The organism is Lysinibacillus sp. JNUCC 51, assembly GCF_015999525.1.
Taxonomy (GTDB): domain Bacteria; phylum Bacillota; class Bacilli; order Bacillales_A; family Planococcaceae; genus Lysinibacillus; species Lysinibacillus xylanilyticus.
Genome location: NZ_CP065545.1, coordinates 620,571 through 638,011 on the forward strand (window position 1 = coordinate 620,571; position 17,441 = coordinate 638,011).

Below are 17,441 nucleotides of genomic sequence, written 5' to 3' on the forward strand. Positions count from 1 at the left end.
TCATCGTAATCGGATTCTAGGATCTAACACAGAATATAAAATATCGACCATAAAATTGATCATGACCACCGCAACAGTAATATACATAACGATTCCCTGTACTAATGGAAAATCACGATTACTAATAGCAGTGATCAGGAGTTGGCCGACACCTGGTAGCGAAAATACTTGCTCCACAATAATCGTTCCGGCAACAACTTCAGCCATGATCAATCCAAATACCGTTAATATTGGGATCATCGAATTTTTTAAGACATGCTTATACATAACATTTTGCTCTGACATCCCTTTACTACGAACCGTACGCACATAATCGAGCTGAACTTGCTCTAAAATAGCCGTACGAACATAGCGGAAATTGACCGCAATTTGTGGAATTGCAATTGTTAAAGCTGGCAGAACAAGCGTACTTAATGCTCCTGCCACACTTTGCGTCCACGGAATATACCCACTTATTTTAAAGAAGCTGAACTGCATGCCAATATATAAAATGAGTATCATCCCAAGCCAAAAAGAAGGAATGGCCATGCCAACTTGCGTTACTGTCGATAATGAAACATCACTGAACTTATTTTGTCTTCTCGCTGCAAACATACCCAACGGTAAGGAAATGAGTAGCACAAATATGAGAGTGAGCCCAGCCAATGACATCGTTACAGGAAGTCTATCAAACAATAAATCTTTTACTGGCATTGAAAAACGAATAGAATTTCCTAATTCCCCTGTCAATAATCCCTTCATCCAGTCTGTATATTGCTCATAAAGGGGGCGATTCAGACCAAGCTCTGATCGCAAATTTTCAATTTGTGTGGGATCCGCTTCAGTGCCTAACATTGTCCGAACCGGATCACCAGGTAAAATTTGAAAAACACCGAACGTAATTATCGACACAAGAAGGATGGTTGTTATTAACAGGATGAATCGACGTAATATATACATCATCTAGCACTCATCCCTTTCTAGTTAGAGAATTTAACCTCAGACATATCATGGAACCAGAATGGGTAGCTCTTTAAACCAGTAATTTGCTTATTAGAGCCCCAAACAATCTGATAATCTGCGATATATACCGCTGCTGCCTGCTCAGCTAAAATTTCCTGTGCGCGATGGTAATATTCAATTTGTTTTGCCTGATCTCTTTCCTTTAAAACGTCTGTCATAATTTTGTCATATTCATCATTTTTAAATCTAAAGAAATTTTCACTATCATTTGTTGCAATGTAATCATTTAATACTTCATATGCAGAGGCACGACCTGTTAAATCTATCGTTGTCATCTGATAGTCGCGACCAAAGTAAACTCGGTCTAGCCAAATTCCCCATTCTACAACCTCAATTTCCACATTAATACCGATTTCCTTTAAATTTGCCGCTACAATTTGCGCGATATTTGAATACATATCATTATGGGAAGACACTGTAATTTTTGTTTTAAAGCCATCAGGGTAGCCCGCTTCTGCTAATAATGCTTTGGCTTTTTCCACATCGCGCTTATACATATCTTCTAAGCCTTTCTTTTGATAGTCCCCCATAGCCGGACTCATATTTGATCCAAGTGGTACAGCATAGCCTGCAAACACTGAGTCAATAATATCGGACTTACTAATTGCGTAGTTAATTGCTTGACGGACTTTAACATTATCAAAAGGAGCTTTAGTTTCATTAAATGTAACGATTAATGATGAGTTATTATTTTGATGAGATAAATTATAGTTATCACCTACTTCACTTACGCGCTGCCATGGTACACTCGTTAAATCGACTTCATTGGCCATTAAACTCATAATCGCTGCTTGATCATCCGATTGGAAGGTAAACGTCACTTTGTTCAAGTATGGTAACCCTTTCTTCCAGTAGTTTTCATTTTTCTTCAATTCTAAATTAGTACCTGGAGAGTATTTTACATAAGCAAATGGTCCAGTACCTATCGGGTTTTCATTATGCTTTCCATCATTGCTTTTTGGTAAGATAGCTGATTGTCGGGCAGTTAATGAATATAAGAAGTTAGAGTTTGGCTCTTTTAGCTTGATCACAAATGTATTGGCATCTGGTGCTTCTGTTGACGCAACATTATCAAAGCTGTTTGACATCTTTTCGCCACCGTTTTTCCCCATTAAACGATCAAATGAATACTGAATATCCTCAACAGTTAAATCCTCACCATTATGAAATTTCACACCCGGACGAATTGTGAATGTATATGTTAAACCATCCTCAGATATTGCATAGCTTTCAGCTAACCCTTCTTTTAAAGTTCCATCTGTTTCTGGTGCCATTAATCCTTCAAAAATATTGAGAATCATTTGGTACGAGATAGATGCTGTTGCCTTATGTGGATCTAAAAAATCTGGATCGTCATTTATACGTACTACGATGTCTTGAGGTAAATCTGCTACGGACTTTCCTTTAGAACTTTCATCTTTTTTGTCATCACTTGAACAGGCACTAATTAGTAAAACTACTATCAATGTCATCAACAGCATTAACCAATTGTTCTTTAGCCTCATGGCATTTCCCCCTATCCCCTATGTGCTCATTATTTGAATGCTTTTATAGCTTTCTACTTCAGCTAATCTATCAGCAGCTGTAATGCCAGTAATAATCGCTTCCTCCATAGCTCTTGTAGCCAAATGACCCAGATAGTCAACTGGGTATCTTTTATCTCCTGTTCCAAGCACGAAAATCGTATCTCCATCCAACATAGTGTGTACAGGATAAATTGTTCTTGCGAGAGCATTTTGTGTAAGTTGGGCTATTTTTTTTGCCTCTGCTTTTGTCAGTTTGGCATTCATTGCAATGACACCGATGGTCGTATTCGTACCAGATAATCCTTCCGATTGCACATGCTCCTCTAAATAAGCACAGCAATCAAGCCATTCCCCTGTTTGTGGATTCCTTGCACCTGCTAGTGTTTCTCTTGTATTAGGATCTTTCACATCTCCAACAGCGTTGACAGCCACAATGGCGCCAACTATAACATCCTCTTTACCAGCTATAGAGGCGCTGCCTAGACCACCTTTCATACAGAATTGAGGACCTGCTAATTTCCCTACAGTAGCACCATAACCAGCTCCTGTATTACCATTTGCAAATGGACCAACAACCGCACTCTTAGCCGCTTGATAGCCCATTGGAGCAGTAGGTCTTGACTTAGGATCCCCAATAAATAAATCGAACAGCACCGCACTTGGAACAATTGGAATTGTTGCAACACCTGCATCTACGCCAACACCCTGCTCCTCTAAAAATTGCATTACTCCTGTCGCAGCATCCAATCCGAATGCACTTCCTCCTGACAAGCAAACCCCATGAACATGATCAATTTCATTAATAGGATCAAGTGCATCAGTCTCTCGAGTTCCTGGCGCTGAACCTCTTACATCGACACCACAAACTGCACCATTTTCGACTAAAATCGCTGTACAACCTGTAATGCCTTCTCTATTTTCTGCATGTCCAACTATAACTCCAGGTACATCTGTAATATTTCCAAACATAATACACACCCCGTTCAAAAAAACTAAATTTTCAGTTTATTCACTATATAAAAAGCACGCTACCCGTTGATGTTTATTCTCTTCCTGAAGCACAGGTCGTTCTTGACGACATCTTTCCATCACATACGGACACCGTGTATGAAACACACAGCCCACAGGAGGATTCATAGGACTTGGTAATTCACCCTGTAACGGTATTTCTTGTTTCGGTTGATCAAAATTAATAACTGGAATGGCTGAGAGCAACGCCTTCGTATATGGATGCAGTGGATTCTCATATAATTCTTTCTTCGAGCCAATTTCCACTACCCTCCCTAAATACAGCACAGCCACTCGATCGCTAATATGCTTCACAACACTTAAATCATGAGAAATAAATAAATAGGTCAAATGAAATTCATCCTGTAAATCCATCATTAAGTTTAAGACCTGTGACTGCACTGAAACATCTAGGGCAGATACAGGCTCATCCGCAATGATGAACTCTGGATGAATAGCAAGAGCCCGCGCAATCCCGATTCGTTGTCTTTGACCTCCCGAAAATTCATGTGGAAACTTTTGCATAGCATCCTCTGGTAGACCTACCTTTTGTAAAAGCTCCTTTACACGTTCTTTACGTTGCTCTTTCGTTAATGTTAATTGCAGCTTCATCGGTTCTTCAATAATAGTACCTATTCGCATACGAGGATTGAGTGATGCAAAAGGATCCTGAAAAATCATTTGCATTTGATTGCGATAGGTTTGCAACTTACTGCCCCTTAACTGCTGTATGGGCTGTCCATTATATAAAATTTCTCCCTCGGTCGGTTCGACAAGTTTTAAAATAGTTCGGCCAAACGTCGATTTTCCGGAGCCGGATTCTCCTACAATACCAAGCGTCTCGCCACGAAAAATTTCAAGCGAAATATCATCGACTGCTTTAATGACTTTTTTCTCTTCCTTCATCGACTTCCGTCTCACAGGAAAGTAGGCTTTTAAATGATTAATTTCAAGCAAAACTTCTTTCTTGGTCATGATCAAGCGCCCCCTTCTCCGTAAATAAATGACAGCGCACTTTATGTTCGTCTTGAATATGGATTACCTCTGGTAGCACCTTGTGGCATTGTTCCATCGCAAATGGACAGCGTGGTGCAAAACGACAGCCATCTGGTAACGCATATGCTGGTGGAACAGTACCCGGGATTGAGGGCAACCTTTTAACATCTGTATCTAGATTAGGCATTGTTTTTAAAAGAGCAGTTGTATACGGATGCTTTGGATTCCTAAAAAGCTCTCGCACTGGTGCTTCTTCTACGATTTGTCCAGCATACATGACCATAACTCGATCTGCTGTTTCTGCTACAACGCTCATATCATGCGTAATAAATAATATAGCTGAATGATGTTCTTCCTTCATCTTCATCATAAGCTTTAAAATTTGTGCCTGTACGGTTACATCAAGTGCAGTTGTTGGCTCATCAGCAATCAGCAGCTGAGGGTTATTAGACATTGCAATCGCAATCATGACACGCTGGCGCATCCCACCTGATAATTGGTGCGGATATTCAGCAATAACCTTTTCCGCATTGGCAATACCAACTTCTTTTAACAGCTGTAGAGATTTCTCCCACGCCTCTTTTTTGGGAATCCTTTGATGTCTGCGAATCCCTTCCATCATTTGATTACCAATTGTAAAAACTGGATCCAATGATGTCATCGGCTCTTGAAAAATCATACTAATTTCATTGCCTCTTATAGTGCTCATCTCTTTATTTTTATAGTCTAAGAGATTTTTACCATTCAGTTTAATGGTACCAGCCGTAATTTCTCCTGGTGGAATGGGCAGTAATCGCATAATTGATAACGATGTAATACTTTTACCGCTTCCAGACTCACCTACAAGCGCAACTGTTTCTCCTTTACGAATCGTAAAGCTCACATCATCAACAACTTTCGCCTGCTTACCATTTTTTAAATGGAATATAATTTTTAAATGATTTACTTCTAGTAGCACCTTATTTTCTTTTGACTGGTCCATACGCATTCCTCCATCTCACATAAGATTTGGTGGTGCATAGCGTATTGCGATATTTTTCATTTGTGTATAATTTCTTAAAGCGACAAAACCTTTTTCTCGACCAATGCCACTCTTTTTATAGCCACCAAACGGCATTTGAATTCCGCCCGCTGCTCCATAGTTATTAACAAACACTTGTCCAGCTTTGACACGGCTTGCGACATAATGTGCAGTATCTAAATCCTTCGACCAAACTCCTGCAACTAAGCCATAGTCTGTACTATTCGCTAGGGTAATTGCTTCCTCAACCGTCGTAAACGACAATACAGTCAACACCGGTCCAAAAATTTCCTCCTGTGCAAGTGTATCGTTAGCTTCTACCCCTGCAAGTATTGTTGGTTCAACATAATATCCTTTTTCATAGCCCTTAATCGTCAGTGTTTCACCACCTGTGATCACATAGCCATTTTCCTTCGCCTTATGCAGCAGTGTGGAAATCTTCGTATATTGTCGTTCATTTAAAAGTGGCCCCATATCAACGTCAGCCTCACCCGGCCCCACTTTTAATGCTTGGAATTTTTGCACTAATTGTGCAATGAATTTTTCTTTGGCGCTCTCTTCAATTAGTAGTCTGGCCCCCGCAGAGCATGTTTGTCCGGCATTCTGAATAATGGCACGTACTACCCCCTCAAGCGCTTGTTCCATATTGGCATCCGCAAAAACAATATTCGGTGATTTCCCACCAAGCTCTAACGTCACAGGTACAACATTTTCAGCAGCTGATTTCATCACTGCAATGCCTGTTGGAACAGAACCTGTGAACGTAATATGATTGATATCTGGATGAGATGTTAAAGACGGACCTACATCACGGCCTAAGCCTGTAATATGCTGAAAAATACCTCTTGGCAATTTATCCGCAAACCATTCCGTTATGGCATGTGTAGTTAATGGTGTGTCCTCCGCACTTTTAACAATTACTGCATTACCAGTAGCAATTGCAGCTGCTACACTTCTCGCTGTGATTTGAATAGGATAATTCCAAGGCACGATATGTACGGTAATTCCAACAGGCTCCAACACTACCGCATTTAAAATACCGTCTTCAATAGGAATCGTGTCCCCCATTACTTTATCTGCAGCTCCACCATAAAACTCAAAATAGCGAGCTGCCGCTTCAATATCGGCTCTTGCTTGTGCTAACGGCTTTCCAACATCACGACATTCTAATAAACTCCATTCCTCTGCATGCTTGCGTATATAATGGGCGAATTCAACAAGTAGCTGTCCCCGTTCATAAGCCTTTATTTTCCGCCACTCTTCACTTTCAAACGCTACACGTGCAGCATGTACAGCCTCGTCGACATGAGTTTTACTCGCATTCGTAATCTGGGCAATGACTTCACCAGTAGAGGGGTTCATAACATCTAAAATGGCCTCCTCCATACCACCGTGAATCCACTCACCATTAATAAACATCGGAATTTTTTTCACCATTATCCCTCCTATAGTCCACGACCACCGTCTACATGTAAGGTCGTTCCTGTAACCATGCCCGCTGTATCTGAAAGTAAATAACTTACTGCTCCTCCAATGTCTGATGGATTCACTAATCGTCCAAGGGGGACCGATTGAACAAAGACACTCTGCTTTGTTTGCTCGATGTCCGCTCCTTGTGCCGTAAATTGACCAAGCATCTGTGTATCGGCTGGCCCTGGATGAATCGTATTAACACGTATTTGGAACGGCGCTAGTTCAATAGCTAAAGCACGTGTAAAGCTCTCCGCCGCCCCTTTAGAAGCAATATAAGCCTGTAACCCTGGGCGTGGACGTACAGCAGAAATGGAAGCGATTGTGACAATTGAACCTTTTTGCTGCTGCTTCATGTAAGGAATGACTGCCTTTGTTGTAATAAATAAGCTTTTAACATTGACATTCATTAACCGATCCCACTCGTCCATCGTTACTTGCTCAAGCGGTGTCGCTGACTGCGCTATACCAAGTGCATTGACAAGTCCATCAATCCGACCATACTTGTCAAAAACCTGCTTGAACACTTCGTTCACGCGCTCCTCTTGCAAGACATTGACTTCAAAGCATTGCAATGCATCCTGCGCTAAATCGTTTAAAGAAGCTACTGATAAATCGAGCCCTACAACAATATTGCCTTTTGCAAGCTGTTCCTGAATTATAGCTTTCCCCATACCGCCCCCTGCACCTGTGACGATAATAACCTGTTGTTCTGCTGCCATGCTATACACCCCTTGCCGCTAAATTCATTTTAATAATCTCCTGACAAATCGCATCACCCATTTGTGCTGTTGTAGCCTGTCCACCAATATCTGCAGTTTTCACAACACCTTCTCGAAGAACCTTCTCAATCGCATGAACAATTAACTGTTCTATATCTGGTCTTCCGATATGTCCGAGTAACAAAGCAAGTGACCAAATTTGTGCAATTGGGTTTGCTATGCACTTTCCTGCAATATCTGGTGCTGACCCATGCACAGGCTCAAACATTGATGGGAATTCTTTCTCCGGATTTAAATTAGCTGACGGTGACAATCCAAGCCCCCCAACAATGGCTGACCCTAAGTCTGATAAAATGTCTCCGAATAAATTGGAAGCAACTACAACCTGAAAATCTTGTGGTCGCTCTACGAAATAAGCTACTAAAGCATCGATATAGATAGATTCTAACTCTATTGTTGGTGAGCTTTGTGCTAGAATTCTCTTAGTATGCTCATCCCAGAACTTCATTGAATGGATAATTGCGTTCGATTTTGTCGCACTCGTAATTTTTGTTTTGCCATTTTTATAGGCATAATCACAAGCTGCTTGGACAATTTTTTCTATACCGATTCGTGTCATAATCGTATTTTGAATCGTCATTTCCTGTGGTTGATTATGATAAATTCGCCCACCACTATCTGAATATTCCCCCTCCGCATTTTCTCGGAAAATAACAAAATCAATATCCCTTCCATTGGCAAGCGGCGAGGCAATGCCAGGTAGTGATTTAATCGGACGGAAATTAACATATTGCTGGAAGCTTTTTCGTATTGGCATAATTAATTCCCATACTGTCACATCATCTGGAACACGAGCATCTCCAATAGCCCCGAATAATATCGCATCAAATTCTTTTAGAATGTCTAAGGCATTGTCAGGCATCATTCGACCGTGCTTGAGGTAATAATCCGAGCTCCAAGGAAAAATTGTTGTTTCTAATTGTAAAGATGAATCGTGTTCCTGAAGAGAAATTAGTACCTTAAGTGCTTCCTCCATTACTTCTTTTCCAATACCATCGCCCGGAATAACTGCAATCTTTGTGTGAGTCATTGTGCATCACCTGCTAAAAACTTTAATGCTGCCAAACGGTAAATGGCCGTTGTTTCAGCTAATTCTTCGATATCGACATATTCGTCAATTTGATGGGGAATATCACGATCACCCGCTCCAACTGTAACTATTGGTATTCCATGTACATGAAGGAACGTTCCATCTGTAGCTCCTGGGACACCATTATATTTCGGCTCTTTTTCCGTTACCTCTGCGACTGCTTCATAAATAGCCTGTACAACCGGATCATCCTTGTCTGTTGCTGTTGCGGGACGGTTATCAAGCACTGTTAGTTCAACTTTGAAATCAGGATCATCTGCTTGCAGACGTTTAATAATTGCATCAATCTTTCCGAGAAGCTCATCATGATCCTGCGCAGGAACTGTACGAATATCAAGCGTCGTCATACAATGATCAGGAATAACATTAATTTGCGCATCTCCTTTTACAGGTGCTCGTAAAATCGTTGGTGTAATTGACGGCCAATTAAGCATTGGGTCACGCCCTAAACGTGCTTGCTCTTCTTTTTCTAATTTTTCAAGCTCCACGATAAAACGTGCCATACGCCAGTTCGGGTTAATGCCACTCCAAGAAATTGCACCGTGCGCCATTTTACCGAAGATATCTACTTTCAAGCGAATTGCCCCACGCTGCGCAATACTTACATTATTTTCTTGCGGTTCACATATAATGGCCCCATCTACATCATCTGCCCAACCATTTTTTATAAAATGTTTAATACCAAGCATCAATCCTTCTTCATCACACGGAATACATAAAATAATCTTGCCTGTAAATTCATCCTGATCCAGTAACAATGACTGACAAGCTGTAATCATACACGCAAGATTTCCTTTTGTATCATTTGTACCTCGACCATACATTCGACCATCAATAATTTCTGCACCGAATGGATCGTACGTCCATGCTTCTCGATTTCCTTCAGTAACGACATCTGTATGTCCCTCAAAGAGTAGTGTTTTTCCTGGTTTACCCGAATCAATAATACCGATTACATTCGGCCTACCTGGCACAACCTCCTCCATATGTGTTTCAATCCCGATATCACGTAAATATTGAGCGACAAAATTCGCAACTTCTTGTTCATTGCCATTAGGATCGCCTTCTCGATAAACGCTTTCTATACGTACTAGCTTTTGTGTAAGCTCAATAACTGCCTCGCGGTCACGTAAATAAGATTCCGTTGTCTTTAAACTTGTAACTGTCATTCAAACGCCTCCCTATTTTATAGAATATTCTAGAGATCAATTATGCCTCGGCATAATTGCGTCCGGAATCGGCTTTGTGCTTAGGCCTGCGTGATGCAGGTCAGTTAGCCGTTATCGCATGGATGCGATGAATTTAGGCTAACATCCTTTATCGAACTCCTTTCCGATTCCGTGACATCCGCCGGAGGCTTTAGGCCAACACGAAGTTGGTCACTCAGTCGTGTGTTGCTGTCGCTTCGCTTTCGCACAGATAAATTGCCACAGGACGTGGCGTTCTTAGACTGAGTTCCTCTATTTTAGCAGGTGTTTTTTGTAGCGAAAGCGAAGCGTCAGCTACAGGTGTTTGGACACCTGCTAAATGAAGTTAAATAATTCTATCATTGTCCTATTAAACAAGTATTAGACAATTTGTTAATAATATATAAAATGCTTTTAACTTTATGTTTAGTAGTGAAAAGCTAGAAAAGACAAAATAATATCTATTATGTTATTTTTCGATAAAAAGAGACTTAAGAGAGGCTCTATAAAATTAATGTCCTATCAACATAATGTGTGGTTAATTTCCGTTCTGATAGAGTGCTTTATTGCTGCCGCTTCGCTTTCGCACAATTAAAACATTTAATGATGTTAGAGGTTGCCTAACCACAGGTAGATACGAGGAAACTTATTACTGGATACAAAATGTTAGAGCTACGACTTTTGAAGATTTAAGGAGAACATTAGAGGATTTAGTGAAAATCTGTTTTCGAAAAGATTGTTACTATTCAACTAACGCTGCAAGTTAGTTCAATAAGAGAAGAATATTTCTTATATCGCGTTTGAAAGAAAATGTTCAAGGTGAAGCGTACTGAAGTAAGAAATTAATAAAGGGTCACTCTGCTGGAAGTGACCCAAAGTATAACTATACGATACTTTTTGAACTTATCTAGTTTCTTAACTTTCATTGAAGCTACTTCTCCAAAATTCTTACAAATAGATAAAATCATTGGTGAACCCGAAAAATTTAGCTTAACGAGCCTAATTGGTTTTACATTTTAGAGTTACTCTAATCTACTAAGAATTAGTTAGTGGATATGGCCATTAAATCATCATTTTCTAGCCAGTGTTTACCGCCGAGAAAATCAACTAAATAAAGCGGTTTGTAGTTGTTAGTAATAGTAGTATAAATTACTTCACCCGTTATCTTTAAGGCGGATATCATCACTTGTGATCTGATCGGATATTTAATATCGACGCATTCCTTTAGAACAAGGATGAATTGTTCCATAGAGCAAACACCAGTTTGGAAGATACGATGATTATCATCGGTCTCAATGTGGTATATAACTCCCCCGTCTTTTAATACATCGATTATGATTATATGTTGGAATTGACCAACTGAACGAGTAGCAGAAAATCTACATCCGGTAACAGCCCGGTGGAATGGTTCTTCTTTATCCGGATGAGAAAAGCTTCTCTCTACTTGCTCCCAACCACTTTCTGTAAGGGCATTCTCAATATAACTAAAGATAGGGACGTATCGAATTGGGTTTTCTAGTATGAATTGTTTTATTTCTTCAAGTTCTTGAGCGAATGAGTTGTCGAAATTAGTTTCATCAAAATCTCCCTCGGAATACGTTTTAGTCAAATCTTTCATTTGACCTCTAAACTGTTGGGGGGTGATAAGCTCTGTAATGGCCCCTTCATATTTAATTACTTCAGATGTTTGGGTATTACCTGACGGATCGAACAAGCATCGTTTGCCTAAATAAGATGTTTCTAAATATACCTTTAATAGTTTCATCTGCAAAACTCTGTTGTGTTGTATTATTGGGCGCCAAATTGCAATGATGTCATATCCAAAGACTTCATTCATTGCTAAGGCAAATATATGGCTACGGTTAAGACAATAATCCAATAATGTTCTTCCTGTAGCGCCTACTCTAATTTCATTTAAAGGCAAGTCTACGAAATCGTATTTCAACTGCACTTATCTTCCCTCCTTAAAAACTATAATCTTGTTTTATTTGTCATTTGTTATTATTTATTATGCACTGTGCTCATATAGCTTAAACTTCAAGGGTACCGATATACAATATGCCCCTGCTCTCCTATATTCCTGTTCTCCTGTTCCACTATAAAATAACTTGTGAGATTTCAATGTATGAAACTTATGAAAAAAACATGACTGAAAGAAAATCAAAGCGAAACTCCTTGATCTTAGGAAGTAATTTTTCCATTTTATTTACTTCTTTTGGATATAGGCTTGTTTCATTGCCTTCATACGGCTAGTTGATCTGCTTTCCCCAATTTTCCGACTGCTTCATACACATATCTCAAAATTATCGAACGCCTCCTGAAAATGCATTAAAATCAACCATAATCAGTATTTTCTTGGAAGCCAGCCTAATGAAAAAACGGAATTGAAATATAAAAAACCAGCATCTATTTTGAATTGCTCAAATAGATGCTGGCTGTTTCGTTTTATTGCTGGCGAGACTCTGTCATTTGCTTCCAAACAGAACCTTTTGCTTCCTCACCCTGTTCGATGCGGGCAATCGCCATTTTTACTTGTAGCTTTACTTCAAATTCTTTATCTTCTGCAGCAACCTTTAATGCTGTTAATGATTTCTCAGTGCCGACCTCATATAAGTACATAGCTGCACGCCAACGAACAAGTTTGTTTTTATCCTGTAATGCTTGTTGCATCGCATCTTCAAATTCTACGAAGCCGAGGTCACTCATACAATCTCCTGCAGTTCGACGGACCGCTGCACTTTTATCCTGTAATGCCTTTTCCAAATATGGCACGACTGCCACATCTTCAATCATTCCTAAATAAACGGTTGCAAGTCGACGAATAGACATTTGCTCATCTTGTAACGCCAAATCTAAAAGCAGTAAATCATCTAGCTCTGGATCTGCCATTTGATCTAGCAACTGGAAACGTTTTTCCCATTCTGGTTGCTTAAACTGTGTAACAGTAATTTTTAGCTTAGCTGGCTTCATAATAATTTTCTCAGCATCATTAATCGTTGCAATAATCTCCGCTAAACGTTCCTCGGAATATGTCACATTGATTTCTTGTTTTACTGCTTCCGCAATTTCCTCAAGCTCCCCATAACGTACGCCGTAGTCGATCCACTTACGTTGGAAAATATAGTTTTCATCAACTGCAGTCTCAATAATTTTATTAAAAGCTTCCACAAAGCGATCACCGCAGCTTACACGGTGCTCGCTTTGATTATCAAATACTTTTACTTGAAGTGGTACTTGCTTATAAAATTGCACGTGAACATACACTTCGCCATAAAATTCATTGGCTACTTGTTCTTTGTTTACGTCCTGTACGTCTTCCCCTAATACTTGGCGAATACTTGCTAAAATACCTTCCCATGCATACTTTGCGTTACGCTCAACTGCTAAGAAATCTGCTACATGATAAACGCCTTTAACACCTTCAATTGCTAAAATGGCTGCTGCTTCACCAGTAGCATCATCTTTATTATCCTTTGTAAAATTATAGCTTTTACCAAAAGGTAACTCCGTATCAACGACAATCTTCATAGAATTAGGACTTGGTGTCGGTTCAATTGTTATAATCTTCACGTCTTTCGCTCCTTATCCGTTTACGATTTCATCTAAATACGACCATCTTTCAATAAGGTGTTCATATTGTGCATTTAGCTCATCTAGCTTCGCCGTTAACTCCTGTAGCTTTGTAAAGTCAGCTCCAGCGTTGGCGATACCTTCTTCTGTCTCCATAATCGCTGTTTCTGTCTTCTCTATTTCATCAGCGATAGTTTCCCATTCCTTTTGTTCTTTAAAGGATAATTTTTTCTTATCCGATTTAGGCTTTTCAGTCTTAGGTTTTTCGACTTTTGGCACTTCTACCTTTACAGAAGCTTCCTGTTCACGCTTTTGTAAATATTCACTGTAAATATCAAGCGTCTCATCAACATGCCCAAGACCATCTAAAATCCATAGCTTTTTCGCAATTCGATCTAAGAAAAAGCGATCATGGGATATAGTTATAACGACTCCAGGGAAATGCTCAATGAAATCCTCAAGCACACCCAATGTTTCAATATCCAAATCATTCGTAGGCTCATCAAGTAACAATACGTTTGGTTGCTCCATTAATAATCGTAATAAATGCAGACGTTTACGTTCGCCACCTGATAATTTACCGATAGGTGTACCGTGCGCATGAAGCGGGAATAAGAAACGCTCGAGCATTTGAGCAGCCGAATAGCGTACCCCCTCTGCATCTGTAATATCATTTGAAGCTTCTCGGATATATTCAATCATGCGTTCATTTTCATTCATTTTAGGTAAAGTTTGTTTGAAATGCGCTAACTTCACTGTCGAACCAACAAGAATTTCACCAGCATCAGGTGTCAGCTCTCCTGCTAGCATGTTCAATAATGTTGATTTTCCCACACCGTTAGCTCCGATAATACCGATACGGTCGCCCTGCTGTAGTAAAAATGAAAAGTGATCAAGGATTTTTTGTTGACCAAATGCCTTTGAAATATTTTCAGCCTCTAATACCTTCCGACCTAGACGTGTTGTTGCTAGTCCAATATCAAGAGAAACATCCTCAGATTTACGCTCTAAGTTCTCCTCTAACTGCTCAAAACGCTGGATACGTGCCTTCTGCTTCGTAGAACGCGCTTTCGCTCCACGACGAATCCATTTTAATTCTGAGCGATAGCGGTTACGGTCTTTTTGTGCAGAGGCTGCTTTCATTTCCTCACGAATTGCACGTGCTTCTAAATAATCCCCATAATTCCCAGTATGTCGGTATAATGTTTGATCAGCTAGCTCATAAATATGGGTAGACAGCTCATCTAAGAAATAACGATCATGGGTAATAAATATAACTGCCCCCTTTAATCGTAACACCATTTCCTGTAGCCACTCAGTTGACTGCACATCCAAATGGTTGGTAGGCTCGTCCAATAAATAAAGATCTGCCGGTTCAATTAATACTTTTGCTAAGGCAACGCGCTTTTGCTGACCGCCTGAAAGTGTTAAAACTTCTTTATCAAACATTTCAATTCCAAGCTTCGTTAGCGCGGTTTTAGCAAGTGCATTGACATCCCATGCCTGCTCCTCATCCATACGATGCTGCAAACTAAATAACGTTTTTTGTAAACTTTCTGAAGTCGGGTTTAACGCAAGTGCAGCAACCGTTTCCTCATATTCACGATTAAGTTTTAAAATAGGTGAATCCCCTGCAAACACTGCCTGTAACACAGTTTCTCCACTTTCAAAAGTAGGCTCCTGTGGTAAATAAGCTACACGGTATTTATTTGGGCGGTCAACATTCATTGCATCCGCTTCGATTTCACCAGCTAAAATAGAAAGCAATGTAGATTTACCAGTACCATTAATACCAATTAACCCAGCTCGCTCCCCTTCATAAATCGTAAATTCAATATTTTGAAAGAGCGTTTTATCGCCCACTGTTTTCGTTAAATTTTGTACTATTAAATGACTCATTACACTTGTCCATCTCTTTCATTTAGGTGTTGTTTAGTGCCCATACTACTTTTTATATGTAGTTTATTATTGATATCCATTTTTATCATAACACCAAATGACAGGTAAACAAAGGACAACAAACTCTTCTTAGCTATCTAAAAAAACGCCTCCTCCATTAACTGCAAAATGAAGAAGAGCGAGGGTATGTAAAAAACTTCTTAAAAATCTCAAAAAAAAATCCGGATAGAACATATTCTATCCGGATACAGAAGCTAATTATTTCACCAATAACCTAGAAGCTTCCACCATAATCCTCCTACTACAACAAAGATCAGAATGGTAACAACGGAAACTACAAATCCAACTGTCCACCATTTTTTTTGATCAATATAACCTGCACCAAAGAAGACCGGTGCTGGACCAGAACCATAGTGAGTAGTGGCGCCAAATAAATTACTAAATGCCGCTAATAATATAGCTGCTAACATCGCAGGTGCTCCCGCTTGCAACATAACAGATAAAAATGCTGCATACATAGCACTAATATGTGCAGTGGAACTCGCAAAGAAATAATGAGAATAGAAATAAACTAAAGCTAGTATGACAACAGCCCATATCCAACTATACCCAGATACAAGTCCACCAACTTCATTACTAAACCATGGAATCAACCCTAGTTTGTTCATAAATGATGCCATCATAAATAGCGTGGCAAACCAAATTAGTGTATCCCATGCTCCTTCTTCCTTTTTAATATCCGCCCATGTTAATACATCTAACAATAACAGCAATGAAAGACCTATAAGAGCTGCCGTAGTAGCACTAATGCCTAAGTAGTCTCCGCCAATCCATAACGACAGCACAACTACAAATACTACGATCATTCGTTTTTCAGAACTTTTCAGAGGACCAAATTCCTCTAGCTTCTTCTTAGCGATAGCTGCTGCCTCTGGTGTTTCCTTGATTTGAGGCGGGTAAATTTTATAAATAACATAAGGAACAACGATTAAAGCTGTTAACCCAGGGACAATCATCGCCATTGCCCAACCAAACCAAGTAATAGTTACTCCAGCTGAATCACTTGCTAGCTTAACAATTAAAGGATTCGCTGCCATAGCAGTCATAAACATAGCAGATGTTATTAAATTCCCTTGAAAGCCTACTTTCAAAAGAAAGGCACCCATCTTACGCTCTGTCCCGTCTTCTGGTTTAGATCCGAAAGTATGAGATAATGACTGGATGATTGGGAATATAACACCACCAGCACGAGCTGTATTACTAGGAATAGCTGGCGCTAATATTAGGTCACTCGCTAGTAAAGAGTAAGACAGACTCAAAGTTTTTTTCCCAAAAAGACGAACAAATACATAAGCAATTCGTTCCCCTAGCCCCGTTTTAATAAATCCACGAGAAATAAAGAATGCAATAACAATAAGCCAAATCGTTGAATTACCAAAACCACTTAATGTCTCTTCAATAGTTAATGTATTTGTTATTGCAATCATAGCCATAGCAATAAATGATACAGCTCCCATTGGTAACGGTTTCGTTATAAATCCAATGATGGTCGCAACAAAAATAGCAAACAGATGCCACGCTTTTTCCTCCACCCCTGAAGGTACTGGACAAAACCAGATAGCCACGCCCACAGCAAGGGAAATGAAGAAAGGAATCCATTTGACTGCGCTTTTTGTTTCTTTCATGATGTTAAAACTCCTTTGACGGTTACCCCAATGTATTTAAAAGGAGATTTCTCCCACGATCTAATATTTGAATTATCTAATTCAAGATCCCCATTGTCGAAAAAACATTAGTAATTATAAATGCTTTATGTAATGAAAGAAAAGAATTTTAACTTATTACTTAGAAAAAAATGATCTGATTTCAGAAATATTTACCTTTTTGTTC

Annotated in this window: 13 protein-coding genes; all 13 read right to left on the reverse strand. The window is 39.6% G+C overall.

Annotated elements, in window-relative coordinates:
- Positions 1-942: an ABC transporter permease gene (locus JNUCC51_RS03355; protein WP_337990835.1), complete on the reverse strand. Its 942-nt coding sequence runs from the start codon at positions 940-942 to the stop codon at positions 1-3.
- 17 nt (positions 943-959) lie between these two features.
- Positions 960-2,507: an ABC transporter substrate-binding protein gene (locus JNUCC51_RS03360; RefSeq protein ID WP_337990836.1), complete on the reverse strand. Its 1,548-nt coding sequence runs from the start codon at positions 2,505-2,507 to the stop codon at positions 960-962.
- Between the two features lie 18 nt (positions 2,508-2,525).
- Positions 2,526-3,497: a P1 family peptidase gene (locus JNUCC51_RS03365; RefSeq protein ID WP_337990837.1), complete on the reverse strand. Its 972-nt coding sequence runs from the start codon at positions 3,495-3,497 to the stop codon at positions 2,526-2,528.
- Between the two features lie 36 nt (positions 3,498-3,533).
- Complete coding sequence (locus tag JNUCC51_RS03370) at positions 3,534-4,511, reverse strand: ABC transporter ATP-binding protein (RefSeq protein ID WP_337990838.1); 978 nt, start codon at positions 4,509-4,511, stop codon at positions 3,534-3,536.
- Complete coding sequence (locus JNUCC51_RS03375; RefSeq protein WP_337990839.1) at positions 4,486-5,514, reverse strand: ABC transporter ATP-binding protein; 1,029 nt, start codon at positions 5,512-5,514, stop codon at positions 4,486-4,488. The genes JNUCC51_RS03370 and JNUCC51_RS03375 overlap by 26 nt, the downstream gene beginning before the upstream one ends.
- Positions 5,515-5,529: 15 nt before the next feature.
- The gene (locus JNUCC51_RS03380; RefSeq protein WP_337992181.1) at positions 5,530-6,987 is read right to left on the reverse strand and encodes an aldehyde dehydrogenase family protein; all 1,458 of its coding nucleotides are present in this window, start codon (positions 6,985-6,987) and stop codon (positions 5,530-5,532) included.
- A gap of 11 nt (positions 6,988-6,998) precedes the next feature.
- Complete coding sequence (locus JNUCC51_RS03385; RefSeq protein ID WP_337990840.1) at positions 6,999-7,745, reverse strand: SDR family NAD(P)-dependent oxidoreductase; 747 nt, start codon at positions 7,743-7,745, stop codon at positions 6,999-7,001.
- A gap of 1 nt (position 7,746) precedes the next feature.
- On the reverse strand, positions 7,747-8,835 hold the full coding sequence (locus JNUCC51_RS03390; protein WP_337990841.1) for a tartrate dehydrogenase: 1,089 nt from the start codon (positions 8,833-8,835) through the stop codon (positions 7,747-7,749).
- Positions 8,832-10,064, reverse strand: a complete 1,233-nt coding sequence (locus tag JNUCC51_RS03395) for a M20 family metallopeptidase (protein ID WP_337990842.1) — start codon at positions 10,062-10,064, stop codon at positions 8,832-8,834. Before JNUCC51_RS03395 ends, JNUCC51_RS03390 begins: the two co-directional genes overlap by 4 nt.
- A gap of 1,060 nt (positions 10,065-11,124) precedes the next feature.
- Entirely contained in the window at positions 11,125-12,033 is a 909-nt protein-coding gene (locus tag JNUCC51_RS03400) for a hypothetical protein (protein ID WP_337990843.1), read from the reverse strand.
- A gap of 494 nt (positions 12,034-12,527) precedes the next feature.
- Positions 12,528-13,652 carry a conserved virulence factor C family protein gene (locus JNUCC51_RS03405; protein ID WP_337990844.1) on the reverse strand — a complete coding sequence of 375 codons (1,125 nt, stop codon included), beginning with the start codon at positions 13,650-13,652 and terminating at the stop codon, positions 12,528-12,530.
- Positions 13,653-13,664: 12 nt separating this feature from the next.
- Positions 13,665-15,551, reverse strand: a complete 1,887-nt coding sequence (locus JNUCC51_RS03410) for an ABC-F family ATP-binding cassette domain-containing protein (protein ID WP_337990845.1) — start codon at positions 15,549-15,551, stop codon at positions 13,665-13,667.
- 263 nt (positions 15,552-15,814) lie between these two features.
- Positions 15,815-17,236: an anion permease gene (locus JNUCC51_RS03415; protein WP_337990846.1), complete on the reverse strand. Its 1,422-nt coding sequence runs from the start codon at positions 17,234-17,236 to the stop codon at positions 15,815-15,817.
- Positions 17,237-17,441 lie beyond the last annotated feature (205 nt).